Annotated in this window: 21 protein-coding genes; 15 read left to right on the top strand and 6 right to left on the bottom strand. The window is 61.1% G+C overall.

The features are described 5' to 3' along the window. The 8 genes from hemE (at window position 1) to FKV68_RS20155 (ending at window position 9,197) form a co-directional block, all read left to right on the top strand. Window positions 1-1,032, top strand: a complete 1,032-nt coding sequence (hemE, locus tag FKV68_RS20190) for a uroporphyrinogen decarboxylase (RefSeq protein ID WP_180939530.1) — start codon at window positions 1-3, stop codon at window positions 1,030-1,032. Then, the gene (hemJ, locus tag FKV68_RS20185; RefSeq protein WP_180939529.1) at window positions 1,029-1,571 is read left to right on the top strand and encodes a protoporphyrinogen oxidase HemJ; all 543 of its coding nucleotides are present in this window, start codon (window positions 1,029-1,031) and stop codon (window positions 1,569-1,571) included. Before hemE ends, hemJ begins: the two co-directional genes overlap by 4 nt. Window positions 1,572-1,766: 195 nt before the next feature. Continuing rightward, the gene (gene rho, locus FKV68_RS20180; protein WP_180939528.1) at window positions 1,767-3,032 is read left to right on the top strand and encodes a transcription termination factor Rho; all 1,266 of its coding nucleotides are present in this window, start codon (window positions 1,767-1,769) and stop codon (window positions 3,030-3,032) included. 471 nt (window positions 3,033-3,503) lie between these two features. After that, the gene (mnmE, locus tag FKV68_RS20175) at window positions 3,504-4,829 is read left to right on the top strand and encodes a tRNA uridine-5-carboxymethylaminomethyl(34) synthesis GTPase MnmE (protein ID WP_180939527.1); all 1,326 of its coding nucleotides are present in this window, start codon (window positions 3,504-3,506) and stop codon (window positions 4,827-4,829) included. Between the two features lie 111 nt (window positions 4,830-4,940). After that, window positions 4,941-6,824, top strand: coding sequence for a tRNA uridine-5-carboxymethylaminomethyl(34) synthesis enzyme MnmG (gene mnmG / locus FKV68_RS20170; RefSeq protein ID WP_180939526.1), 1,884 nt, complete (start codon window positions 4,941-4,943; stop codon window positions 6,822-6,824). Beyond that, window positions 6,821-7,462, top strand: a complete 642-nt coding sequence (rsmG, locus tag FKV68_RS20165) for a 16S rRNA (guanine(527)-N(7))-methyltransferase RsmG (protein WP_180939525.1) — start codon at window positions 6,821-6,823, stop codon at window positions 7,460-7,462. Before mnmG ends, rsmG begins: the two co-directional genes overlap by 4 nt. 16 nt (window positions 7,463-7,478) lie before the next feature. Next, a complete protein-coding gene (locus tag FKV68_RS20160; protein ID WP_180939524.1) occupies window positions 7,479-8,273 on the top strand; it encodes a ParA family protein in 795 nt (264 codons plus the stop codon). Between the two features lie 33 nt (window positions 8,274-8,306). After that, window positions 8,307-9,197: a ParB/RepB/Spo0J family partition protein gene (locus FKV68_RS20155; protein ID WP_180939523.1), complete on the top strand. Its 891-nt coding sequence runs from the start codon at window positions 8,307-8,309 to the stop codon at window positions 9,195-9,197. A 239-nt stretch (window positions 9,198-9,436) separates the two neighbouring features. Here the strand turns inward: FKV68_RS20155 and holA are convergent, their stop codons facing one another. From holA to leuS, 3 genes are read right to left on the bottom strand one after another with little or no spacing between them, the layout of a single operon-like run. Further along, complete coding sequence (gene holA, locus FKV68_RS20150) at window positions 9,437-10,471, bottom strand: DNA polymerase III subunit delta (protein WP_180939522.1); 1,035 nt, start codon at window positions 10,469-10,471, stop codon at window positions 9,437-9,439. A gap of 12 nt (window positions 10,472-10,483) precedes the next feature. Beyond that, window positions 10,484-11,029: an LPS assembly lipoprotein LptE gene (locus FKV68_RS20145; RefSeq protein ID WP_180939521.1), complete on the bottom strand. Its 546-nt coding sequence runs from the start codon at window positions 11,027-11,029 to the stop codon at window positions 10,484-10,486. Next, window positions 11,016-13,646 (bottom strand): leucine--tRNA ligase, encoded by a 2,631-nt coding sequence (gene leuS, locus FKV68_RS20140; RefSeq protein ID WP_180939520.1) that lies wholly within the window; start codon window positions 13,644-13,646, stop codon window positions 11,016-11,018. The genes FKV68_RS20145 and leuS overlap by 14 nt, the downstream gene beginning before the upstream one ends. A 328-nt stretch (window positions 13,647-13,974) precedes the next feature. Here leuS and FKV68_RS20135 point away from each other — a divergent pair, with 328 nt between their 5' ends. Together FKV68_RS20135 and FKV68_RS20130 are read left to right on the top strand one after the other, a co-directional pair. Next, window positions 13,975-14,634, top strand: coding sequence for a YggS family pyridoxal phosphate-dependent enzyme (locus FKV68_RS20135; protein ID WP_180939519.1), 660 nt, complete (start codon window positions 13,975-13,977; stop codon window positions 14,632-14,634). A gap of 226 nt (window positions 14,635-14,860) precedes the next feature. Then, the gene (locus FKV68_RS20130) at window positions 14,861-15,883 is read left to right on the top strand and encodes a right-handed parallel beta-helix repeat-containing protein (RefSeq protein ID WP_245181660.1); all 1,023 of its coding nucleotides are present in this window, start codon (window positions 14,861-14,863) and stop codon (window positions 15,881-15,883) included. A 64-nt stretch (window positions 15,884-15,947) separates the two neighbouring features. Here FKV68_RS20130 and FKV68_RS33155 read toward each other — a convergent pair whose 3' ends face one another. Then, complete coding sequence (locus FKV68_RS33155; protein WP_245181662.1) at window positions 15,948-16,778, bottom strand: hypothetical protein; 831 nt, start codon at window positions 16,776-16,778, stop codon at window positions 15,948-15,950. On the opposite strand from FKV68_RS33155, the gene FKV68_RS33150 reads away from it, so the two are divergent. Beyond that, window positions 16,770-17,429: a hypothetical protein gene (locus FKV68_RS33150; RefSeq protein WP_245181663.1), complete on the top strand. Its 660-nt coding sequence runs from the start codon at window positions 16,770-16,772 to the stop codon at window positions 17,427-17,429. The two genes, FKV68_RS33155 and FKV68_RS33150, sit on opposite strands and share 9 nt — an antisense overlap. A gap of 171 nt (window positions 17,430-17,600) precedes the next feature. Further along, on the top strand, window positions 17,601-19,508 hold the full coding sequence (locus tag FKV68_RS20120) for an AMP-binding protein (protein ID WP_180939518.1): 1,908 nt from the start codon (window positions 17,601-17,603) through the stop codon (window positions 19,506-19,508). 261 nt (window positions 19,509-19,769) lie between these two features. Here FKV68_RS20120 and FKV68_RS20115 read toward each other — a convergent pair whose 3' ends face one another. Next, window positions 19,770-20,468 (bottom strand): DUF1013 domain-containing protein, encoded by a 699-nt coding sequence (locus tag FKV68_RS20115; protein ID WP_180939517.1) that lies wholly within the window; start codon window positions 20,466-20,468, stop codon window positions 19,770-19,772. A gap of 309 nt (window positions 20,469-20,777) precedes the next feature. Between FKV68_RS20115 and acs the strand changes: the two genes are divergently transcribed. Continuing rightward, window positions 20,778-22,727, top strand: a complete 1,950-nt coding sequence (acs, locus tag FKV68_RS20110; protein ID WP_180939516.1) for an acetate--CoA ligase — start codon at window positions 20,778-20,780, stop codon at window positions 22,725-22,727. A 223-nt stretch (window positions 22,728-22,950) separates the two neighbouring features. On the opposite strand, the gene FKV68_RS20105 is transcribed toward acs, so the two are convergent. After that, window positions 22,951-23,202 (bottom strand): DUF1674 domain-containing protein, encoded by a 252-nt coding sequence (locus tag FKV68_RS20105; protein ID WP_180939515.1) that lies wholly within the window; start codon window positions 23,200-23,202, stop codon window positions 22,951-22,953. Window positions 23,203-23,338: 136 nt separating this feature from the next. Here FKV68_RS20105 and htpX point away from each other — a divergent pair, with 136 nt between their 5' ends. Together htpX and FKV68_RS20095 are read left to right on the top strand one after the other, a co-directional pair. Further along, entirely contained in the window at window positions 23,339-24,298 is a 960-nt protein-coding gene (gene htpX, locus FKV68_RS20100; RefSeq protein ID WP_180939514.1) for a zinc metalloprotease HtpX, read from the top strand. Further along, window positions 24,298-25,716 (top strand): RsmB/NOP family class I SAM-dependent RNA methyltransferase, encoded by a 1,419-nt coding sequence (locus tag FKV68_RS20095; RefSeq protein ID WP_180939513.1) that lies wholly within the window; start codon window positions 24,298-24,300, stop codon window positions 25,714-25,716. Before htpX ends, FKV68_RS20095 begins: the two co-directional genes overlap by 1 nt. The last annotated feature ends 367 nt before the right edge of the window (window positions 25,717-26,083 follow it).

The following is a 26,083-nucleotide window of genomic DNA, read 5'->3' as shown; positions in this document are numbered from 1 at the left end:
GTGAGCGAGATACGTCGCAAGGTCCTCGAGGTGCTGGATGGGAAATGCCTGACCCCTCCACCGATCTGGCTCATGCGCCAGGCGGGGCGTTACCTCCCGGAATATCGTGAAACGCGGGCCAAGGCGGGAAGCTTTCTCGACCTCTGTTACACGCCCGATCTGGCTGTCGAGGTCACGCTGCAGCCGATAAGGCGGTATGCCTTCGATGCGGCGATCCTCTTTTCCGATATCCTGGTCATCCCGGACGCGCTTCATCGAAATGTTCGCTTCGAGGAGGGTCATGGGCCGAAGATGGATCCGATCGATGCGGACGGCATCGCACGGCTCGGCGCTGCAGGCGTCTCCAATCACCTGCGGCCCGTCATCGAGACAGTTTCGCGACTGCGGCGGGAATTGCCGGCGGAAACGACGCTGCTTGGCTTCTGTGGCGCGCCATGGACCGTCGCAACTTACATGATTGCCGGTCATGGAACGCCGGATCAGGCCCCTGCCCGCCTCTTTGCCTATCGCCATCCAAAGGAATTTGAAGATCTGCTGGCGTTCCTCGCTGACATTTCCGCCGACTATCTGGTGGAGCAGATCGACGCCGGTGCAGATGCGGTGCAGATCTTCGACTCCTGGGCGGGTGTGCTCGGCGAGGAGGAATTTGCCCGCTTCGCTGCCGAACCCGTGCGCCGGATGATCGCATCCGTTCGCGCACGGCGGCCATCGGCGAAGGTCATTGCCTTCGCGAAAGGCGCGGGGCTTTTGCTCAAGGATTACCGGCAGGCCACGGGGGCGGATGCGATCGGTCTTGATTGGTCGGTGCCGTTGTCGTTCGCGGCCGAGCTGCAGAAGGATGGCCCGGTACAGGGCAATCTGGATCCGATGCGCGTTGTGGCTGGCGGCGCGGCGCTGGAAAGCGGAATCGACCGGATTCTCGATGTCCTTGGCAATGGACCGCTGATCTTCAATCTAGGACATGGGATTACACCGCAGGCAGGCCCGGAGAACGTGACGGCATTGGTGTCGCGGGTCCGCGGGAGGCGATGATGGCGGAGCGCCAGACTGACAGCGCGCCGGGAAACAGGGCGCGCCTGCGCGCCTGGGTCGCCCTTTCGGCGTTTTTCCTGCTGCTGGTCGGCCTCTTCGTCTGGCAGCCGGACGACCTCTATCTGTGGATCAAGGCGTTGCACGTCATTGCCGTGATATCCTGGATGGCCGCGCTTCTCTACATGCCGCGTCTCTTCATTTATCACACCGATGCGGCGCCGGGATCGGCGCAGTCGGAAACGTTCAAGATGATGGAGCAGCGCCTGCTGAAGGTCATCATGAACCCGGCGATGATGATTTCGTGGGCGCTCGGGCTCTATCTTGCATGGAGCGTCTACGGCTTTCAGGGCGGCTGGCTGCACGCCAAACTCTTTTTCGTCGTGCTCTTGACCATCGTGCATGTGCATTTCAGCCGTGCGGTAAAGGCCTTCCAGCGCGACGAAAATCGCCGTGACGCACGCTACTGGCGGCTGATGAACGAGGCGCCGACGCTGCTGATGATCCTCATCGTCATCATGGTCGTGGTGAAACCATTTTGAATTCAATCGATTTTTAGCTGCAATAGTTGTCGCTAATTTGTTGCAGCCCCTTGCGGCGTTTCACGTGAATCGCTATTTTCACCCATCTCCTTCTTCCTGTGGCCTGACCAAGTTTAGAGCCTGCCTCTTTTCCCCTCGCAGCTCCCTTACAAAAATCACGCCAACTTCCATTCCCATACCACACATGGACTCTTCATGGCTGAAATGAAGCTTCAAGAACTTAAGAACAAGACGCCGACCGATCTCCTGGCATTTGCCGAAGAGCTCGAGGTCGAGAACGCCAGCACGATGCGCAAGCAGGAGCTGATGTTCGCAATCCTCAAGATGCTCGCGGCGCAGGACATCGAGATCATCGGTGAAGGCGTCGTCGAGGTGCTGCAGGACGGGTTCGGCTTCCTGCGCTCCGCCAACGCCAACTACCTTCCCGGCCCGGACGATATCTATATTTCGCCCTCGCAGATCCGGCGCTTCTCCTTGAAGACCGGCGATACGGTCGAAGGACCGATTCGCGGTCCGAAAGAAGGCGAGCGCTACTTTGCGCTGCTGAAGGTCAATACGATCAACTTCGACGATCCGGAGAAGATCCGGCACAAGGTTCATTTCGACAACCTGACGCCGCTCTATCCGAACGAGCGCTTCAAGATGGAGCTCGAGGTTCCGACGTCGAAGGACCTTTCCGCTCGTGTCATCGATCTGGTGGCGCCGCTCGGCAAGGGCCAGCGCGGGCTGATCGTGGCGCCGCCGCGCACCGGTAAGACGGTACTCCTGCAGAACATCGCCCATTCGATCACCGCGAACCATCCGGAATGCTATCTGATCGTTCTCTTGATCGATGAACGTCCGGAAGAAGTGACCGACATGCAGCGCTCGGTGAAGGGCGAGGTCGTCTCCTCGACCTTCGACGAGCCGGCGACGCGCCACGTCCAGGTTGCAGAAATGGTCATCGAAAAGGCCAAGCGCCTTGTCGAGCATGGCAGGGACGTTGTCATTCTGCTCGATTCGATCACCCGCCTCGGCCGCGCCTATAACACCGTCGTGCCGTCATCCGGCAAGGTGCTGACGGGCGGTGTCGACGCCAACGCGCTGCAGCGTCCGAAGCGTTTCTTCGGCGCGGCGCGCAATATCGAGGAAGGCGGCTCGCTGACCATCATCGCGACGGCGCTGATCGATACCGGCAGCCGCATGGACGAGGTGATCTTTGAAGAGTTCAAGGGCACCGGCAACTCGGAAATCGTGCTCGACCGCAAGGTCGCCGACAAGCGCATCTTCCCGGCGATGGACATTCTGAAGTCCGGCACCCGTAAGGAGGATCTGCTGGTGCCGCGGCAGGATCTGCAGAAGATTTTCGTTCTGCGACGCATTCTCGCTCCGATGGGAACCACCGATGCGATCGAGTTCCTGATCGACAAGCTGAAGCAAACGAAGACCAACGGCGACTTCTTCGAATCGATGAACACGTGAGAATGCTTCACGTTTCCTACAAAATGGCCGGGGCGCGTTGCGTCCCGGCCATTTTGTTTCGGCAGGCGCAATTTTCTTTAGCCGGATTCTCCCAAATCACGGCAGCCCGAATTATCTCTGATCGGTCTTACGATGATTCACGTGAAACACCAGCCATCCCAGCGGTGAGCAGCAGCGCCAGTAGAGACGCTTGATTTCCGACGGCGAGAGGTGCATAAGTCGCGGCGCTCTGCAGCCCATGCAGAAGTGGCGAGAGTTGCTCGGTGGATGACAGCCGTTCGAGGATGCAACCAGCCCTGCAGCACTGCGCGTCTTATCAGCGATGCAAAGGTTGCTGCCGCACTTTTAATTGCTGAATGTTTCACCCTTAAATCGGAACCGGTTTGGGGGAAACATGCGGTAGCCCTCAACGACAGAAACGAAACCGAGTTAGCGGTCAGCGCGTTATGCTCGGGGACGCTCGGTGGCCCGATGCATTCTACGGATACGATATACGCACTTTCGAGCGGCGCTCTGCCCGCCGGCGTTGCCGTCATCCGCATCAGTGGGCCGGCCACGGCGCAGGCAATTGCGCGTCTTTGCGGGCCTCTGCCCCAAGCCCGCGCCGCAACCTTGAGAACGATTCGGGCTCGAAACGGTGAGCCGCTGGATAGCGGGCTGGTCGTCTACTTTCCGGGGCCGGCATCCTTCACCGGCGAGGATTGCTGCGAAATGCAGGTGCATGGCGGGCGTGCGGTCGTTCAGGCGATATTGGATGAGCTTGCCGCAATCGATGGCCTGCGCCACGCCGACGCTGGCGAGTTTTCAAGGCGGGCGTTTCAAAACGGCAAGATGGACCTAGTCGAGGTCGAGGGCTTGGCGGATCTGATCGCGGCCGAAACCGAGATGCAGCGTCGCCTGGCGCTCGAGCATTCCGGTGGTGGGCAGTCGGCGCTTTACCAAGGGTGGGCGCGGCGCCTGACGCATGCGCGCGCAATGATTGAAGCCGAGCTCGATTTTGCCGATGAGGACGATGTGCCGGGGTCGGTCAGCGCTTCGATCTGGGAGGACATGGCGAAGCTCCGCGGTGAAATCGAAGAGCATATCGGTCAGGCGGGCCTGGCGGAGATCATTCGCGATGGCCTTCGAATCGTCATTGCCGGCGAGCCGAATGCTGGCAAGTCGAGCCTGTTGAATGCGCTGGCAAAGCGTGACGTTGCGATTGTCACGGAGATCGCCGGCACCACTCGTGACATCATCTCGGTTGATCTTTCATTAGCCGGATTCTCCGTGAAACTGTATGACACGGCGGGATTGCGGGAAACCGACGAATTGGTCGAACGCGAGGGAATTCGGCGAGCGCACGAAACTATCGGACGAGCCGATCTCGTGCTGTTGCTATCGGATAATCCGGCACATTTTTCCTTAAGTGAAATCGTTCCCGGAAACATTCCGATTATAAGAGTCGCAACGAAGATTGACCGCGACGATGTCTCGTGGCTACCGAGCGATGCGGATATATTCCTATCGACGAGGACCGGCGCCGGCATCGCGGATCTATTGGAAGCGCTGGGAGCTCATCTTCCGGACTTGGCAGGCAAGACGGCGCTGTCGATGCCGTCTCGAAAGCGCCACGTCGACTGCCTGCGGCAGGCGAGTGCTGCGCTGGTGCGGAGCCTGTCGTCGGAGGCGGTGGGCCTGGATATTCAGGCGGAGCAATTGCGCGTCGCAGGCGATGCGCTAGGCCGAATCACAGGACGCGTTGATGTCGAGAACCTGCTCGATGTGATATTTTCGGAGTTCTGCATCGGCAAGTAAGCGGCCGCGCAGACACAACGATAGCGAGTCATTCGAAGCGTTTCACGTGAAACCACTTGACTCGCCCGAATGAAATTCAGAATCAGGGCTGGGATCAGCTGGAGCGTTGGAATGTCGAGTTATGATGTCATCGTGATTGGCGGCGGACATGCTGGCTGCGAGGCAGCTTCGGCTTCGGCGCGGCTTGGTGCAAGCACCGCTCTCATCACGCATAGGGGTGACACAATCGGAGTGATGTCTTGCAATCCGGCGATTGGTGGCTTGGGCAAGGGTCATCTCGTGCGCGAGATCGACGCTCTGGACGGCCTGATGGGTCGCGTCGCCGATGCCGCCGGCATACAGTTTCGCCTGCTTAATCGTCGCAAGGGACCCGCGGTGCGCGGTCCCCGGACGCAGGCAGACCGCAAGCTCTATCGCGAGGCGATGCAACAGGCGATTGGCGCGGTGGACAATCTGTCGGTCATTGAGGGCGATGCTTTTGACTTGCTGACCGAAGATGGCGCGGTCTGCGGCGTTGTCATGAAGGATGGCCGGACCTTCCGGGCGTCAGCGGTCGTGCTTACGACCGGCACGTTCCTGAAGGGTCTGATCCATATAGGCCAACGCAAGATTCCGGCCGGGCGCGTGGGCGAGGAACCGTCGATCGGTCTTTCGGAGACATTGGCACGCTTTGGGCTCAATCTCGGAAGACTAAAGACCGGTACGCCGGCGCGGCTTGATGGCCGGACGATCGATTGGGACCGCGTCGGTCGCCAGGGACCGGATGAGGATCCGGTACCCTTCTCGTTCTTGACCGACAAGATCGTCAATCGCCAGATCGACTGTGGCGTCACGCGGACGACGGAAGCCACGCACAAGCTCATCGCCGAGAACATCCATCGCTCCGCCATGTATTCCGGCCAGATCGAAGGCGTCGGGCCTCGCTATTGCCCGTCGATCGAGGACAAGATCGTGCGCTTTGGCGAGCGGGATGGCCACCAGATTTTCCTGGAGCCGGAGGGGTTGGATGACAATACCGTCTATCCCAACGGCATTTCGACGTCGCTGCCCGAAGAGGTCCAGGATGCATTTATTCGAACCATTCCGGGGCTGGAGGAAGTAACGATTCTGCAGCCCGGTTACGCGATCGAATACGACCATGTCGATCCGCGGGAGCTGCAACTATCTCTTGCGGTGCGGAAGGCGCCCGGCCTGTTTCTCGCCGGCCAGATCAATGGCACGACGGGCTATGAAGAGGCCGGCGCCCAGGGCCTGGTCGCGGGACTGAATGCCGCCCTCTCCGCTTTGGGCCGCACACCATTTCATTTTAGCCGCACCGATTCCTATATCGGTGTGATGATCGATGATCTGACGTCGCGCGGCATCACTGAGCCCTATCGCATGTTCACATCGCGCGCCGAGTATCGGCTCTCGCTTCGCGCCGACAATGCCGACATGCGGCTGACGCCGATCGGCATCGATCTCGGCCTGGTGGGCGCGGCGCGACAGGAACGCTTTGAAGATTGGAAGGGCAACTATGAGCGCGGGCGCGCGCTGTTGCAGTCTCTCTCGGTGACGCCGACAGAGGGCAAGCGGTTTGGCCTGAAGCTCAATCAGGACGGCCAGCGCCGATCAGCTTTTGAGATCCTGTCCTACCCCGAGCAATCAATAGCCGGGTTGAAACCGCTGTGGCCGGAACTCGAAGGGATCGACGGGCGTGTGGCCGAGGCGCTGGAGATCGACGCGGCCTACGCGGTCTATATGGAAAGGCAGACGGCAGACATTGCCGGTATTCGCCGCGAAGAGAGCACCAGCATTCCCGAAGACTTCGACTATAGCCTGTTGCCGGGATTATCGAACGAGCTGAAGCAGAAGCTGACGCAGCAGAGACCACGCAATCTGGCTCAGGCAACAAAGGTCGACGGGATGACGCCGGCAGCCGTGTCGCTGATCCTCACGGGGCTGAAGCGCCAGAATCGCGAGGAACTGCGTGTGGTGAGGCAAGCAGTACAATGAAAACGAGTCTCGCCGGAAGCCTGAACGGATTGCGTGTTTCACGTGAAACGATCGAGAAGCTCGAGCATTTTGGTGCCTTGTTCCAGAAATGGGCGACGTCGATCAACCTCGTCGCACCGTCGACACTTGAGCATTTATGGCAGCGCCATATCGTCGACAGCCTGCAGATCTTCCAGCTGGCACCGACGCCAAAGGTCTGGGTTGACCTCGGCAGCGGTGGTGGGTTCCCCGGTGTGATAACTGCGATCTGCCTATCGGAGCTCGAGGGCGGCTGGGTTCATCTGGTTGAAAGCAACAATAAAAAATGCGCCTTCTTGCGCGCCGCCTTGAATGAAACCGCTGCCAGAGGTTCCGTGCACCCGATTCGAATCGAAAATGCGAGTGCAATCATCCCCCGTTGCGACGCGATTTCGGCGCGTGCGCTCGCTGATCTGAACCAATTGTTGGATTATTGCGCGCCTTGGATGCTCGGAGAAGGCGCCGATGCCGTCGCTTACTTTCACAAAGGGCGGGATTACCAGCAGGAAATCGACAAAGCCGTTAGCCGCTTTCAATTCGATCTGGTAAAACATGCAAGTGTTGTCGAGCCAGATTCGGTCGTGCTTGAGATTGCAAATCTTTCACGTCGGACGAAGTGATAGGCGAGCGGAAAACATGTTTGGCCTCAGAAATCGGATTATCACGATTGCGAACCAGAAAGGCGGGGTCGGAAAGACGACCACCGCAATCAATCTTGCGACCGCGCTGGCCGCAATTGGCGAGAAAGTTCTGATTGTCGATCTCGACCCGCAGGGAAATGCGAGCACGGGCCTCGGGATCCAGCGCCGCGACCGGCATCTTTCCTCCTATGAATTGATGATGGGTAGCCATTCGATCGGCGAGATCGCCCAAAGTACCGCAGTACCGAATCTTTCGATCGTACCTTCGACAATGGACCTGCTTGGCATCGAGATGGAGATCGCCCGCGAATCGGACCGGGTCTTTCGCCTCCGCAAGGCATTGGCCGCCAGCGAGGCTCTTGCCTATTCCTATGTCCTGGTCGATTGCCCGCCGTCTTTCAATCTTTTGACGATGAATGCGATGGCCGCGGCGCATTCCGTGCTTGTGCCGTTGCAATGCGAATTCTTCGCGCTGGAGGGCTTGAGCCAGCTGCTGGAAACCGTCGATCAGGTGCGCCGAACGGTCAATCCAAGCCTGGACATTCAAGGAATCGTCCTGACTATGTTCGATTCCCGTAACAATCTCGCTCAGCAGGTCGTGAGTGACGTCCGCACTCATCTGGGTGATAAGGTCTATCACACCCTAATCCCGCGGAATGTTCGGGTTTCGGAGGCGCCCTCTTATGGAAAGCCGGCCATTCTCTACGATCTAAAGTGCGCCGGCAGCCAGGCATATCTACAATTGGCGTCCGAAGTGATCCAGCGCGAGCGGCAACGCAAGGCTGCGTAATCGTTTCGGTCTCGTAATAAGATTGGATGACAGATGAACGACGACAGCTCCAAGAGGCGTCTGGGCCGTGGTTTGGCGGCATTGATCGGCGAAATGGATCAGCCGTTGCAAGGCGGCGCCACGCCGCAGACACCATTCAATCCCGATCGCCGCGTGCCGATCGAGTTTGTGTCGCGCAATCCCCGTAACCCGCGCCGCCAGTTTGACGAAGCGGAACTGCAGGATCTTGCGAGCTCGATCCGCCAGCACGGCATTGTGCAACCCGTCGTCGTGCGTACTGTTGGGAGTGACCGCTACGAGATCATCGCCGGCGAGCGCCGCTGGCGGGCGGCCCAACTTGCGGGTTTCGCCGAAATCCCGGTGATCGTGCGAGACGTAGACGATCGCACCGCGCTCGAGATCGCGATCGTCGAAAACGTCCAGCGATCCGATCTTAACCCGCTCGAAGAGGCGCTGGGCTACGAACAGCTGATCGCCGAACACGGCTATACGCAAAACGATCTCGGCGACATCATCGGCAAGAGCCGCAGCCATGTGGCCAACAGCCTGCGGCTGCTCAAGTTGCCGGAGCCGGTGCGCGACATGCTGTCGGACGGCAGCCTGTCGGCCGGCCATGCGCGGGCGCTGATCCCGACCTCCGATCCGGTGGCCCTGGCGCGTAACATCGTTGCGAAGGGCCTTTCAGTGCGCGAGACGGAACGCTTGGCGCAGAACGACATCCGCGCGCAGAACGACCCCAATTTCGCCAAAGCGCCACGTCGGGAGGAAAAGGACGCCGATACGCTGGCTCTCGAGCGCACGCTGTCGGACAGCCTCGGGCTCGAAGTCACCGTCAGCCACAAGGCTTCCGGCGGCCACCTGCGCATCGCCTACAAGACGCTTGACCAACTCGAAGAGATTTGCCGACTGCTGGAGCGCCGGTAACGCGGGAATGGCATAACGTATTGATTTGTTAGATGATTCCGTGCATTCGTGAAAATGCGCCGCGGCGGTGGCATCGCGCAACATCCTGCCTGCCGATCTGACGGGAGGAGAATGCAGCGGTCGGCCGGACTGGCAATGCGTCGTGTTCTTCGCGCGTCAACGACGCTGGAGCGGACGCTCACGCCAGCACTATGGCGGTTCCGCTTGACAGCAAGGACGCAAGAGCCGGTGGAGGTTCGTCAGCGGCGCGCCGACTGCACGGTTATCGCCAAGAGATTCTGCAGGACGAGACTGTCTTCCAGGCTTGGCCGTGTGCGGCTTTGATAGATCGTGGCCTGTAGCCGGCTCATTTCGCGCCGTATTGCCGGGCCGGTCCAGTGCCGAAGGGCTGCTTCGACGATCGGTTTGCGCCGGAAATGCAGGCCCCTTCCGAGGCTGGCGATCACCTGGCTCGAAGATTGCCGGCTGGCATCCATCTCTGCGCGCATGGCGTCCAACTGCTGGAACTGCCGCAAGCAGGCCTGGAGCACGAGAAACGGGGGAGTCTTCGACGTTGTAATCTTCCTGATGGCATGGAGCAGCGCGTCCACGTCGCTCTTCAGCACGGCGTCCACAGCATCGTCGACAGAAATCGCACTGGCATCGCCGACGATGTCGAGCACGTCGCCCTCATCGATCATCTCCTTGCCGCGGCAGTAGAGTGCAAGTTTTCGAACTTCATTGCGCGAAGCAAGACGATCGCCGCCAAGAGCTTCGAGCAGGCGCTCGCGCGCGGCGGGGCTCAGTCGAAGCCCCGCTTCGGCGAGTTCCTGATCGATAAGCGCATGCAGGCTGCGCGCATCGTCGCTGTAGCAGGCGATCGACGCGATGGAACGGGCCGATTCGCCGGCCTTCCGAAGGGCTGCCCCCTTTTTGAGGTCGCCAGCCTCTATGATGAGATAGCTGCCGGTCGGCGGTTCAGCGGCAAGGATCTGCAGCGCTTCGGAAAGCGCCTTCTCGGCAGAGGCGCCGCGGATCCAGACGAGTTTCTCGCCGCCGAAAAGGCCAATGGCGTTGACCTCGTCCAGCAATCGCCCGGGATCCTGCTGCACGTCGCTGGCGTCGAGCTTGACGACCGCAAACGGGTCATCGAGCGGGATGCCGAATTTTGAGGCAAGCAGTGCTGCGCGTTCGGAAACGAGTCCGCGATCAGGACCGTAGAGCAAGAAAAGCCGGTAGCTTCCAGCTGCCTTCTGCAGGAAGCCGTCGAACTCGTGCGACTTGATCTCGCTCATCCGAACACCGGATCAGCGGCCAAGAGCCGATGCGATGTCGGCGCCGATGATTTCTGCCAGTTCCTTCGCCGCGCGGTTCTCGCCGTCGCGAACAGCGCGAACCTTGGCGAATTCCTGTTGGGGGAAATCGACCAGCGCGACGGCCGTTCGGTTGCCGGCCCTCACGGTCTCGCCGGTGGCGGTTCTCGTCAGGTTGTAGTCCGCTTTCACGACAATGCGGCCGGCCCCGGCATCGTCATCATCATCGTCATTGTCCGTCGTGTCGAACAACACACCTATGGTCCGGTGCGAGACGTTGAGCGCGAGATGGTACTGCGGGTTGACCGGCTCGCCAGCGCCGCGCGAGGTGAGAAAGACGAGTGCGTTGCGCACCTCCTGCTCGACGCGGTCGTCGGCATCCGAAATCTCGATCGAGGCCAGTGCCACCGATGTCGAGCCCGTGGGGCCGTCGGAGTAAAGCGGCCTCACCTGGCAACCCGCCAACGCGGTCAGCAACAGGCCGCCCGCCAGAATCGAAAACGACCGGAGGCGAAAGGCAGCTCTATCAGACAACGACATTGACGATCCTCTGCGGCACGACGATGATCTTTTTCGGGTTGCTGCCTGCGAGCGCCGTCTTGACGGCGTCGAGAGCAAGCACGGCGCTTTCGATCGCACTCTGATCAGCGTCGCGCGCGATTGTCAAATCGGCGCGCTTCTTGCCGTTGATCTGGACCGGCAAGGTGATTTCGTTCTCGACGACCAGGCCCGGATCGAAAGTCGGCCAAGCTCGCTCGGCAATCAAGCCGCCGCCGCCGATTTCCCGCCAGCATTCTTCCGCCAGGTGCGGCATCATCGGCGCGATCAGGTTGATCAGAATCGCAACGGCGTCCTTGACCGCCGCGGTGACGGCCTGATCGGCGTTGCCGCTGGCCACGTGGGTCAGCGGAGCGGCCAGAACGTTGACGAGTTCATAGATCCGCGCAACCGCCTTGTTGAAGGCAAGCTTGTCATAGTCGGCTTCGACCGCGCGCAGCGTCCTGTGTGCTGCCTGAGAGATGGCGAGGCCATCGCCTTCCTTCGCCGGCGAAGCGTCGCTTGTGCGCAGGTTTTCCGCTGCCTCGGCAATGAGCCTCCAGACGCGCTGAACGAAACGATGAGCACCTTCGACGCCCGATTCGGACCAGATCACGTCGCGGTCCGGCGGCGAATCGGAGAGCACGAAGAAGCGGGCCGTGTCTGCGCCGTAGGAGCCGATGATGTCGTCCGGATCGACGACGTTCTTCTTCGACTTCGACATCTTCTCGATCGAGCCGATGGCGATTTCCTCGCCGGTCTCGACCAGAAGCGCGCGCCGCTCACCGTCGATCTCCTCGACGCGGACCTCGGCCGGCGTGATCCATTCGCGCTGCGCGCCCTCGCCGCGGCTGTAGGTCTCGTGGACCACCATGCCCTGGGTGAACAGCCCCTTGAATGGTTCGTCCAGCGCCACGTGACCCGTCGCCTTCATCGCGCGGGTGAAGAAGCGCGAATAGAGCAGGTGCAGGATCGCGTGCTCGATCCCGCCGATGTACTGGTCGACCGGAAGCCAGTGGTTGGCGACTTTCGGGTCGGTCGGATTGTCTTCCCAGGGCGCCGTAAAGCGCGCGAAGTACCAGGAGGAATCGACAAAAGTGTCCATGGTGTCGGTTTCGCGCCGAGCGTCCTTGCCGCACTGCGGGCACGCGACATGCCGCCAGGTCGGATGGCGGTCGAGCGGATTGCCGGGCTTGTCGAAGGTCACATCCGAGGGCAGCGTCACCGGCAGATCCGCCTTCGGCACCGGCAGCACGCCGCAGTCATCGCAATGGATCACTGGAATCGGGCAGCCCCAATAGCGTTGCCGCGAGATGCCCCAGTCGCGCAGGCGGAAATTGACTTTGCGTTCCGCGCGCGGAGCGCCGCCAAGCATTTCCTTCTCGAGCCGCGAGGCGACCGTTTCGAAAGCGTCTTCCGTCGAAAGGCCGTCGAGGAAGCGCGAATTGATCATCACCCCGTCGCCGACATAGGCTTCGTTCTCGATCGTGAAGCTCGCCGCGTCGGCTTCCCTCGGCATCACGACGGGGACGACCGGCAGGCCGTATTTGCGGGCGAAGTCCAGGTCGCGCTGGTCACCGGAGGGGCAGCCGAAGATGGCGCCGGTGCCGTAGTCCATCAGCACGAAATTGGCGACGTAAACCGGCAGTTCCCAGCTCGGATCGAGCGGGTGCCTGGCGCGAATGCCGGTGTCAATGCCCTTCTTTTCGGCCGTTTCGAGTGCAGCGAGCGAGGTGCCGGCACGCCGGCATTCCTCGCAGAAGGCCTCGATCTCGGCATTCTTGGCGGCGGCTTCCCGGGCGAGCGGATGGTCGGCGGAGATCGCCAGGAACGAGGCGCCGAACAGCGTATCAGGGCGCGTCGTATAGACGGTCAGTTCCGTCGTGCCGTCCGGAACGGTCGCAGCATCGAGCTCCCATCGCACCAGCAGGCCCTCGGAGCGACCGATCCAGTTCTTCTGCATCAGCCGGACCTTTTCGGGCCACTGGTCGAGCCTGTCGAGCGCGTCGAGCAGCTCTTGGCTGAAGTCGGTGATGCGGAAGAACCATTGCGTCAGCTCGCGCTGCTCCACCAGGGCGCCGGAACGCCAGCCGCGGCCGTCGATCACCTGCTCGTTGGCGAGCACGGTGTTGTCGACCGGGTCCCAGTTGACCTTCGACTGCTTGCGGTAGACGAGCCCTTTCTCGAGGAAATCGAGGAACAGGTGCTGCTGGCGCTGGTAATAGGCCGGGTCGCAGGTGGCAAATTCCCGGTTCCAGTCGAGCGACAGGCCCATCACCTTCAACTGCGCCTTCATCGAGGCGATGTTCTGGTAGGTCCAGCTCGCCGGATGCACACCGCGTTCCATGGCGGCGTTTTCTGCCGGCATGCCAAAGGCATCCCATCCCATCGGATGCAGGACGTTGAAGCCGCGGGCGCGCTTGTAGCGGGCAACGACGTCACCCATGGTGTAGTTGCGCACGTGCCCCATGTGGATGCGACCCGAAGGATAGGGGAACATCTCGAGCACGTAGTATTTCTCGCGCGGATCGTCGTTGCTGGTCTCGAAGACCTTGCCTGCTTCCCATTCCTGCTGCCAGCGCGGTTCGGCATCACGCGGATTATATCGTTCGGTCGCCATGTCTTTTCGATGTTCCGGAAATTCTGTGGGGCGCTCAGGCACCCTCATGATAGCTGGGGTGACCTTCATCATGAAACCGCCTGAGCGTCAAGTTTTGAAGGGGTTGCCAGCGCACTTTGGCATATTTGAGCCAGCGATCCGGCCGCTAAAGCGCCGCGCGTCTCAACAGGCGCGCAAAGGGCGTTGTAGCACTTTGAGTCGCTGCATGTTTTCGTCCCTAAATCGGGTAGGATTCAAGGAAACATGCAGCAGGTCTTGGCAAGCATCGCAAGTTTCAATAAGCCGCAGGGAAGGTTTGTCGTGGTCTTCGGACGTGGGGAGCGGAAGGATGGAAGTGCAGGAGCGGTTGAACGATGTCCTGAGCCGGATTCGCACCAGCGAAAAAGCGGCAAAACGGCCCGGACATGCCGTCACTCTGGTTGCCGTGTCGAAAACCTTCGATGCCGACGCGATACGTCCGGCCATTGCCGCTGGCCAGCGCGTGTTCGGTGAAAATCGCGTCCAGGAGGCCGAGCGCAAATGGCCAGCGCTCCGGCTGGAGACGCCTGATGTCGAACTGCATCTGATCGGCCCGTTGCAGTCGAACAAGGCCGCCGACGCTGTCGCGCTCTTCGATGTCATCGAAACCATCGATCGCGAGAAGATTGCCCGGGCCGTCTCCGCCGAGATGAAGCGGCAGGGCCGCAGTCTTCGCCTCTATGTCCAGGTCAACACCGGTCTTGAACCGCAGAAGGCCGGCGTCGCGCCGGAAGACACCGCCGCCTTCGTCGAACTCTGCCGCGGCGAATTGGCCATGGAGATCGAGGGCCTGATGTGCATACCCCCGGTCGACGAGAACCCCGGCCCGCATTTCGCGCTGCTTGCAAAGCTTGCCGCCGAATGCGGTCTCGACAAGCTCTCGATGGGCATGTCCGGTGATTTCGAGACGGCGATCGCCTTTGGCGCCACCAGCGTGCGGGTTGGCTCGGCGATCTTCGGGGCGCGCTGAGGCTTTGCAACTGACTGCCTGGGGCCTGGCGTGCAGCACGAACGCTCGCTGGCACCTCCTCCCATTCGCCTGGAACACCCTCTCCGAAGGTAGGCCCTTCATCCAATCGGCATACTTGCGCTTCCCGCGAGGCCTGCGACTATCTTGTGGCGAGATGATCTGGTGGCGAACCGAAGGCCGCCCGAAGTCAGCGTGCGATCGCGGCGCCCTGCGCGGAGTAGTATCGTTGAAAGGCAGCGTTTCCTGCAGGATACCGAACTTCGCGCGCGCCGCGAAAACCATGGTCGCGGCGGCTGTTTTGCTCGTCGCCGGCAGCTCCATTTCCAACAGCAGCCGAACGGCGGATGAGCTGCCGGCGCCCAACCGCACGAATTGTGCAGCGGCGCCGTCGGTCTGCGGCTTGCCCGATGTTACGAATACCGGCCCTTCTCCACAGACGGTGTTCAAGCGTGTTCCAGAGGACCTCAAATCCGGGCCGGGCTGGGTCTGGGAGCCGGAATTTGGGCGACTGCGTGCAGTTGACGCCGGCGCCATGATCGCCGCGGTGGAAGTCAACGGGCCCGTTGTTATCGATGCCCCGGATGTCACGCTGCGCGACAGCAAGGTTCTTGCCTGCAACGCGGACGCAATTGTCGCGATCCGGGCCGGACGCCCTGCGGACGGGTACAACGCCGATAGGACGCGCGTGAAAAACAACCTGCTCGGATGCAGCGGTTCACCGGAAGAACGAGCCGACAGGGGCGTCAGCGATGTCTACGGCAGCGCGAAGGGGCTCGTCATTAGCGGAAACAACATCTGGAACGTGTCGAATGGGATCACCGTCGAAAACGACGGACTGGTGCAGGGCAATTTCATTCACGATCTTGGGCATCGCCCTGGCGACCATCACTCGGGGCTCTCTACGCATGGCGGTGCATCGAACGTGATATTCGATATGAACACGGTACTTCTTTCGCAGGAGGCGGTCTCTGCACCGATCGTCGTCTATTCCGATTTTGCGTCCGCCAGAAACGTTTCGGTGTCGCGCAATCTGGTCTCCGGCGGGTCTTATTGCTTCTATGGAGGAGATACCGGCGCGTTCGCACCCGCCGAAGGGCACATTCGCTTTGTCAACAATCGTCTGTCACTAGTTTACGGAAGGGAGGGGCACTGCGGCCTCTATGGCGAGTTGACTGCGTTCTCGCCGGATCACCCGGATGAATTCGGCAACAACGTCTGGGATCACGATTTGCGCTCCCCCTTCCCTTGATCAAGTACGTCTGACACGCATGCTGCTGAATAAACGACGGAAGGAGGAGGATGTGTGGTCGCCGTCAGATTTCAAGGGACAGTTCCGGGTCACGCGCGACAATCACCCGCCCTTGCCGATGGCTGTTCGCTATCAGCTGACCAGCATCTGCGTGGATGTGTTCGAGGAACTGGAGGTGGTCGCGGTCCTCGATCGGACGGATTGCTGCGTCGGTTTGCTTCTCGGCATGGCAATCGATCCCGAAGCGCAACAGATCGTCACGGGAAAACATAAAATCGATGCCGAACTCGATCAGGCCTGTGATATCGACCTCCTGATCGAAGATCATATCTATCGTTTGGCGGGCAGCTTCATATTCGTTCTGGATGCCTGTGATGCTCGCCGCATCTATCTCGATGCAAATGGCAGCAAATCCCTCGTCTATGAGCCGCAATTCGGACTTGCGGGTGCCACAACGCCTTTGCTTCTCACGGCGTCGGAATATGACGAGCGGTTTGACTTCGATCTTTATCGCGGGCTTGTCGTCGATCAACACGGCTGGTTTCCTGCGGGAATGACCGCTCACCGCGGTGTTCGCCGCCTTATGTGCAATCACTATCTTGATCTCGATACCATGGCGCCGATACGGCATTGGCCGCGTGGTGAGATTGAGGAGGTCGCGGATGTCGATGCTGCCATTGCCACGATTATCGACGAGACGCGGAGTGTTATCCAGCCTCTGCACGCGACGGGGCGGGCAAGTATGGCTTTGACGTCCGGCAACGAAACGCGGTTGATGCTCGCCTGCTGCAGAGCATTTCACCGGGACATCGACTTCGTCACTGTCGATGCTCTGGGTGCGAAACTGGATGTCAAGCGCGCCACAGAGTTGGCCAAAAGGTTTAAGTTGAGCCATCGGCTGCTGCCGTACAGGGAAGCCGACGAGCAGGGTACGCGTGCCTGGCAGATGCGCGTCGGCCACTGCGTCACCGGCTCGAACATGACGATGCATCCGAGCGTGGAACCCCTCAACGGGCGAATCTTCCTCGGCGGCCTTGGGGGCGAGATCGGTCGCGGGTTCTTGTGGCTGGATTCGCAGGAGGACACGGCCATCGACGAGGCGGGCATCGTTTCGCGGCTGAAGCTGCCGCAGCATGCGCGGTTGCTTGAAGAGGTTCGGCAGTGGCTGAAACCCTTGCAACATTATCGCAGCCTCTTTCTGCTCGACCTTGCCTATATGGAACTGCGCATGAGCTGCTGGGCCTTTTCCCAGTCCTACGCGATGCCCTCGCAGGTCGAGGTAAATCCGCTTATATGCCGGAAGATCTATACCGCGATGCTATCACTTCCGCCTTCGCTTCGGCGCGACAACGGCATGATCTTTCGCGCCATTCAGCAGACCTGGCCGGAAGTGCTGGCGCTGCCGATCAACAAGTACGGAGACTGGCGCGACCGTGCGAGGATCGCTGGTGACGCAATCGCGGATCCCCGCCGTGCCATACGAAAGATCAGGCAAGTCGGCGCCGTCAGACTGGGCGCACTTTTCAGCAGTCGCCGCTCGCGTTGACCAGCTCGCGACCGTTCGACGGAATTGTCTCATCAACGAATGATGGCGACGCCGGCGTTCATAAGAGCCGTCTTACTCTTTCGTCGGGGTTCTCGTTTGCCTCCAGTGGCCTATCTTCTTTCGCCGAGGAGCCGGGCTTTGTCCGGAAAAGTCAGTGGGAGGAGAACGGATATGGCGAGCCGCTATTCCGAAGTGTATGCCGCGTGGAAGGCCGATCCGCATGGATTTTGGGCCGCTGCGGCCGGATCGATCGACTGGTTCCGACCACCCGAGCGGATTTTCGAGCCCGAGCGCGGTGCCTATGGGCACTGGTTTCCCGATGGCGTGACCAACACCTGCTACAACTGTCTCGACCGCCACGTGGAAGGTGGCCGGGCTCACCAGCCTGCCTTCATCTATGACAGCCCCGTCACCGACCGGATCGAAAAGATTTCCTACGGCGATTTGCTCGCCGACGTGAAGACGATGGCCGCGGTCTACCGCAATCTTGGGATCGGCAAGGGAGACCGGATCATCATCTACATGCCGATGATCCCGCAGGCGGCGGTGGCAATGCTGGCCGCCGCGCGCATCGGCGCGGTGCATTCCGTTGTCTTTGGCGGTTTCGCCGCCAACGAGCTCGCCGTGCGCATCGATGATTGCCAGGCGAAGCTGGTCGTCTCGGCGAGCTGTGGTCTCGAACCCGGGCGCTCGGTTGCCTACAAGCCGCTTCTCGATGCGGCAATCGAGATCGCCGCCAATAAGCCGGCCCATTGCCTGATTTTTCAGCGCGAGATGCTCGCCGCCAACATGGTTCCGGGCCGGGATATCGACTTTGCCGAGGCGCTCGCAGCGGCGAAGCAGGCGGGCGAAGAGGCTCCCTGCACTCCGGTCGCATCGACCGACCCGCTTTACGTGCTCTATACGTCCGGGACCACCGGGCAGCCGAAAGGCGTCGTGCGCGACAATGGCGGCCACATGGTCGCGTTGAAATGGTCCATGGAGCATTTCTTCGGCGCGCGCCCCGGCGAGGTCTTCTGGGCCGCTTCCGATATCGGTTGGGTGGTCGGTCACTCCTATATCGTTTATGGACCGCTTCTCAACGGCAACACTTCCGTCCTCTTCGAGGGCAAGCCGATCGGAACGCCGGATCCCGGGACCTATTGGCGCATCATCGCCGAGCACGGCGTCGCGGTGATGTTCACGGCGCCGACGGCGCTGCGTGCGATCCGCAAGGAGGATCCCGAAGCGACATATGTGCCCCGCTACGATCTCTCGCGTTTTCGGGCTCTTTACCTTGCCGGCGAGCGGGCGGACCCGGACACGATCCAATGGGCCGAGCGGGCGCTCGGCGTTCCGGTCATCGATCACTGGTGGCAGACGGAAACAGGATGGCCGGTCGCCGGCAATCCGATGGGTCTGGGGCTGCTGCCGGTGAAATACGGCTCCCCGGCTGTTCCCCTGCCCGGCTACGACGTTCAGGTCCTCGATGATGCCGGGCACCCGGTGGGGGCTGGTACGCTGGGCAATGTGGTGGTCAAGCTGCCGCTCCCGCCCGGCTGCCTGCCGACGCTGTGGAACGCCGACGACCGCTTCCACGCGGCCTATCTCAACGAATATCCCGGCTTCTACAAGACGGCGGATGCCGGCTATGTCGATGAGGACGGCTATATCTTCATCATGGCCCGCACAGACGATATCATCAACGTCGCCGGCCACCGGCTTTCGACAGGAGCGATGGAGGAGGTCTGCGCTAGCCATCCGGATGTGGCGGAATGCGCAGTGATCGGCATCGCCGATGCGCTGAAGGGGCAGATTCCTGCCGGCTTCCTGGTGATCAATTCCAATGTTTCCCGTGAAACGTCGGAAATCGAAAGGGAAGTCGTCTCGCTGGTGCGCGAGCGGATCGGGCCTGTTGCCGCCTTCAGGATGGCGATCTGCGTCAAGCGGTTACCGAAGACGCGTTCCGGCAAGATCCTCCGGGCGACGATCCAGAAGATCGCCGACTGCCAGCCCTGGAAGATGCCGGCGACGATCGATGATCCGGCGATCCTCGACGAGATCACCGAGGCGCTGCACGCGAAGGGCATCGGTGTTTAGATCATTTCATCGTTTCATTGAAACAGCGAGCTAACTCTCTGAAACTACGCAATTCCGGACGGAAAACCGTTACACACTTTTCCTGGAATTGCTCCAGAGCGCCGAGCTGGCGCTTTTCGGCCCTGATCCTGCTGCCGCGATCTTCTCCGGGTTAAGATGAGGGGTAAATCTTGTGGCCGCACCTGCAATCGATGCGGTGGCCAACAAAAAACCCGGCTCTCGCGAACCGGGTTTTGCGCACGTCCTTAAGGTCGACAACGATCAGTAGTCGTCGTCTTCGTCGTCCTTGCGATCCGACTTCAACGACTTCAGCTTGGCGAAGACGGCATCGGCGTCGATTTCCTTCTCTTCCTCGCGGTCGTAGTTGTAACCGAGCTTTTCGGTCTCCTGTGCTGCCTCCAGCGTTGCACCCGCCTCGGCTGCCGTCGGCAGCGGGCGGCCCTTGGCGGCGCGTTCGACTTCCAGATCGAGGTCGATCTGCGAGCAGAGGCCGAGCGTCACCGGATCCATCGGCGTCAGGTTGGCCGAGTTCCAATGGGTGCGTTCGCGAATCTGCTCGATCGTCGTCTTCGTCGTGCCGACCAGCCGCGAAATCTGTGCGTCCTTGAGTTCAGGATGGTTGCGCACCAGCCAGAGGATGGCGTTCGGACGGTCCTGGCGCTTGGAGACGGGCGTGTAGCGCGGGCCCTTCCGCTTGGAGTCCGGAACACGAACCTTCGGTTCGGAGAGCTTGAGCTTGTGGTTCGGATTTGCCTCGCCGCGTGCGATCTCGTCGCGAGAGAGCTGACCGGTGGCGATCGGATCGAGGCCCTTGATGCCCTGCGCCGATTCACCGTCGGCGATCGCTTTCACTTCGAGCGGGTGCAGCTTGCAGAACTGCGCGATCTGGTCGAACGACAGCGCTGTGTTGTCAACGAGCCAGACGGCGGTTGCCTTGGGCATAAGCAGTTGCTGAGCCATGGATATAGTCCTTTTGTCCGTCCGCGCCGGTGTCGCGGGCCGTGGAGTCTACCACTGATTTCCGGGAATTGAGCGCCTCTATAACGTCACTGTCGCGAAATTGCAATTCTTTCAGTACCGAATGTCCTTTTGTCTAATTGCGGGCGGGTTTTGACCTGCTATGAATTGTGACGGAACCGTGGGCGACCAGGAATGTCGCCCCCGGAGCGGGATGAGAAACGTGTGTGCGGCTTTCCGCCGGCATCCCGCGCTGTCATCAAGAAGCGATCACGTTTGTGATCTGGCCAGGAATGCGCAGGGAGGAAACACATGTCCGTAAAGACCTATCCGGTTCTGAAATCCGCCAAGAGCCGGACGCTGCTCGACAACGCTGACTATCTGAAGTGGTACGAGGAGAGCGTTGCCGATCCGGACAAGTTCTGGGGCAAGCACGGCAAGCGGATCGATTGGTTCAAGCCCTACACCAAGGTCAAGAACACGTCCTTCAAGGGCAAGGTCTCGATCAAGTGGTACGAGGACGGCATCACCAACGTCTCGTACAACTGCATCGACCGCCATCTGAAAACCCACGGCGAGAAGACCGCGATCATCTGGGAGGGGGACAACCCCTACATCGACAAGAAGATTACCTATAACCAGCTTTACGACCAGGTCTGTCGTCTCGCCAACGTGCTCAAGAAACACGGCGTCAAGAAGGGCGATCGCGTCACCATCTACATGCCGATGATACCGGAGGCGGCCTTTGCGATGCTCGCCTGCGCCCGCATCGGCGCCATCCATTCGGTCGTCTTCGGCGGCTTCTCGCCGGACGCGCTCGCCGGCCGCATCGTCGACTGCGAATCGACTTTCGTCATTACCTGTGACGAAGGCGTGCGCGGCGGCAGACCGGTGTCGCTGAAGGAAAACACCGACACGGCGATCGATATCGCGGCCAAGCAGCACGTGATCGTCAACAAGGTGCTTGTCGTGCGTCGCACCGGCGGCAAGACCGGCTGGGCGCCCGGCCGTGACCTCTGGTACCATCAGGAAATCGCGACCGTGAAGCCGGATTGCCCGCCGGTGAAGATGAAAGCCGAGGACCCGCTGTTCATCCTCTACACGTCGGGCTCGACCGGCAAACCCAAGGGCGTGCTGCACACGACTGGCGGCTATCTCGTCTATGCGTCGATGACGCACGAATATGTCTTCGACTACCGCGACGGCGATATCTACTGGTGCACGGCCGACGTCGGCTGGGTCACCGGCCATTCCTACATCGTCTACGGCCCGCTTGCGAACGCGGCGACGACACTGATGTTCGAAGGCGTGCCGAACTTCCCGGATGCCGGCCGCTTCTGGGAGGTCATCGACAAGCACAAGGTCAACGTCTTCTACACGGCGCCGACGGCGATCCGCGCGCTGATGGGTGCCGGCGACGAGTTCGTCAAGCGCTCCTCGCGTTCGTCCATACGCCTGCTTGGAACCGTCGGTGAACCGATCAATCCGGAAGCTTGGGAGTGGTACTACAATGTCGTCGGCGACCAGCGCTCGCCGATCGTCGATACCTGGTGGCAGACCGAAACGGGCGGCATCCTGATCACCCCGCTCCCGGGCGCGACCGATCTCAAGCCCGGCTCGGCGACCCGACCCTTCTTCGGCATCCAGCCGCAGCTCGTCGACAACGAGGGTAATGTCCTCGAGGGCCCGGCTGACGGCAATCTCTGCATCACCGACAGTTGGCCGGGCCAGATGCGGACGGTCTACGGCGACCATGCCCGCTTCATCCAGACCTATTTCGCCACCTACAAGGGGAAATATTTCACCGGCGATGGCTGTCGCCGCGACGAGGACGGGTACTACTGGATCACCGGCCGCGTCGATGACGTGCTCAATGTTTCCGGCCATCGACTTGGCACCGCCGAGGTCGAGTCGGCGCTGGTCTCGCACCATCTCGTTTCGGAAGCCGCCGTGGTCGGCTATCCGCACCCGATCAAGGGGCAGGGCATTTACTGCTATGTTTCGTTGATGGCAGGAGAGACCGGCAACGACGATCTTCGCCAGGCCCTCGTCAAGCACGTCCGCTCGGAGATCGGACCGATCGCGACGCCCGACAAGATCCAGTTCGCGCCCGGCCTGCCGAAGACGCGTTCCGGCAAGATCATGCGCCGCATACTCCGCAAGATCGCCGAGGACGACTTTGGTTCTTTGGGCGACACCTCGACGCTTGCCGATCCCGCGGTGGTCGACGATCTGATCGCCAACCGACAGAATCGCGCCTGACATCTTGGGGCCCCGTGTCGGTCGACACGGGGCCCCAAACATTTGATCCGGTACTTTCAAGGTCCAGAATTGCTGAGCCGGATTCCGATCCGCTTGCCGAGGCCATAGCTCTTGAGGCAGAGCGCGCCAAAAGGGGATGGGGCCGTTCCCTGAGAAGGCTAAGTCCGGCGACGCCGAGTTCGATTCGCCTTCGGAACAATTCTGCCGGCGTGGAACGATTTTGTCAGAAATCGATCGCTCGACCCTTAATCTCCCAATCGCCGAAACGGGCGGGATCGAGCCCCCCGCGACCGCCAAGCTCGGTTGGCATGACTTGTGGTTCCGCGGCCCGCCGTCTCTCCTCCGCCTCCTTCAGCGCGCGCAGAGCGGCTGCCGGCAACGGGCGTTTTGGGCGATCGGGCGTATTGTCGTTGTCGTTCTGCATGGGATGCCGGATTTCCGTGATATTGAAGAGCGTCGGGTTTATACCCATCATATAAGCGCTTCCGTGCGAACGGGAACCCTGATTCACGTGAAACGTTTGCGTGAGGCGTGCGGAAAGAAAGCGCTGTGCCTGCTTCCCGCCGCGCTTGCCGAACGGATGACGAGACAAACATGCCTGGAGCTCATCCATGAATACCATGCGCACTGCAATGCTGCTCGCCGTCATGACCGTCCTCTTCATGGCCGTCGGCTACGCCATTGGCGGCACGGGCGGCATGATGATCGCCCTTGTCATCGCCGCCGGCATGAACTTCTTCTCCTACTGGAATTCCGATCGCATGGTGCTCAGCATGTACCGTGCCCAGGAGGTGGATGAGCGTAACGCGCCAGAATATTACGGGATCGTGCGGGATCTGGCCCAAAAAGCCGGTTTGCCGATGCCGCGCGTCTATGTGATCGACAGTCCGCAGCCGAACGCCTTTGCCACCGGCCGCAACCCGGAGAACGCCGCGGTTGCTGCCTCCACGGGCCTGTTGCATTCGCTCTCCTATGAGGAAGTCGCCGGTGTGATGGCGCATGAGCTTGCGCATATCCAGTACCGCGACACCTTGACGATGACGCTGACGGCGACGCTTGCCGGCGCGATTTCGATGCTCGGCAACTTCGCCTTCTTTTTCGGTGGCAACCGCGACAACAACAATCCGCTGGGATTCGTCGGCGTCCTTGTCGCGATGATCGTCGCGCCTCTTGCGGCGATGCTGGTGCAGATGGCGATCAGCCGGACGCGCGAATATTCCGCCGACCGACGCGGCGCGGAAATCTGCGGCAATCCGCTCTGGCTTTCCTCGGCGCTGCAGAAAATCGCCGGTGCCGCGCATGTGATTCACAATGACGACGCCGAGCGCAACCCGGCGACGGCGCATATGTTCATCATCAATCCGCTTTCCGGGGAACGGATGGACAATCTCTTCTCGACGCATCCGGCCACCGAAAATCGCGTTGCAGCGCTGGAGGAGATGGCGCGCGGGATGTCGGTGGGCTCGACGCCGCCGGTACGCACTGATAATGCCGTGCGCAAATCGCGCTCTGTCCCGAGAACCGGCTGGGGTCGCGGTGGTTCCGAACCGCCCAAAGGTCCCTGGTCCTGATGCCTGAAGACAAGAAAAACGATTCACGCCCGAAACGAAACCGAGCGCATAAGACGCCGCCGAAGACTCCGCGGCAAAGCGCCGGTGCCGCGACGGTGGAGAAGCCGGGTTTGAAGAGCCGCCAGGCTGCCGCCAAGATCCTGGCAGCCGTCGTCGACCGCAAGACCTCGCTCGACGGCATGCTCGACCAGGAGCACGGCAATCCGGCCTATCGCGAACTCAATGACGCCGACCGCGCACTGGTGCGGGCCATCCTCAATTCGGCACTTCGGCACCTGCCACGCATTCGGGCGGCGATCGACACTTTGCTGCAAACGCCGCTGCCGGAGGGGGCTCGTGCGCTCGACCACGTGCTGACGGTTGCCGCCGCGCAAATTCTCTATCTCGACATTCCGGATCATTCGGCTGTCGACCTCGCCGTGGAGCAGGCGCAGGCGGATCCGCGCAATCGCCGCTTTGCGAGCCTCGTCAATGCCGTTCTTCGTCGGCTCTCGCGGGAAAAGGACACAATTCTCGACAAGGTGAAAGCCATTCCGGCAATGCCCGACTGGTTTTATGACAGGCTTGCGATCCACTACGGGCGGGAACAGGCCGAGCGCATATCGGCGGCGCAAGAGGTTCCGGCCGCAATCGACCTGTCGGTGAAGTCCGACCCGGCCGCCTGGGCGGAGCGCCTTGGCGGCACGGTTCTTCCGACCGGCTCTGTCCGGCTTGGCGCTTTCTCGGGCACCATTCCGGCACTACCGGGATTTTCGGAAGGGGAGTGGTGGGTCCAGGATGCGGCTGCCTCGATCCCGGCGCGCCTTTTCGGCGATCTGGCCGGCAAGAGCGTCGTCGACCTCTGCGCGGCCCCGGGCGGCAAGACGGCGCAGCTTATCCTCGCCGGAGCAAGAGTGACGGCGCTCGATCAGTCCTCCAGCCGCCTGCGGCGCCTGAGGGCGAATCTCGCGCGGCTCGGCCTCGAGGCCCGGACGAAGGAAGTCAACATGGCGGACTTCCAGCCGGATGAACTCTTCGATGCGGCGCTGCTCGACGCCCCCTGCTCTTCCACGGGAACGACGCGCCGTCATCCGGACGTGCTCTGGACGAAGGGACCGGAGGACGTCGAGAAGCTTGCCGGGCTGCAGGAACGCTTGTTGCGTCACGCGCTGACCGTCGTAAAGCCCGGCGGGCTGGTGGTCTTTTCCAACTGCTCGCTCGATCCGCGCGAGGGCGAGGACGTTGTTGCGCGCGTCGTCGGCGACGGCGCGGATTGTGAGCGCGTGCCCATTGCTGCTGCCGAGTGGCCTGACCTCGGTGAGGCAATCACGGAGCGCGGCGAGTTTCGCACGACGCCCGCCATGCTGCCGCTTGCAGCACCGTTCGCTGGCGGGCTTGACGGTTTTTATGCGGCAGTGCTTCGCCGCAAGCGCGCCTAGAGCGAGATGAGGAAAAGTGGATGCGGTTCTCCGCCCGCTCCCGCTCTGACTCTGAATCGATCACGTTTATGATTTTGGGTCGAATCGACCCAAAATCATAAACGTGAGTCGGAGCGGCCGGTACTGGCGCGACAGCCGCCGTCAACAGGCTGTTTTGCCCCGACAATTGACGCTTCCGAGCCGCCGGCCTATCAATATCGACAGGATTGATAAAAGTTTAATGATCTTTCCGGCACCATCTGCCGGAAAGGGATTCTGGCGCAAGCCGGGCATGCGCTCCAGCGCGGTGCGTCCTTCCGGGCGCCAACCGCCGCTGCAGCACTTAGGACTACTGCATGTGTCTTCGAATCGAGACGATTTAGGGACG

The sequence above is a fragment of the Sinorhizobium mexicanum genome (genome assembly GCF_013488225.1).
GTDB lineage: Bacteria > Pseudomonadota > Alphaproteobacteria > Rhizobiales > Rhizobiaceae > Sinorhizobium > Sinorhizobium mexicanum.
Note: the sequence above shows the minus strand (reverse complement) of the source record. Positions and strands in the feature narration are given on the sequence as shown.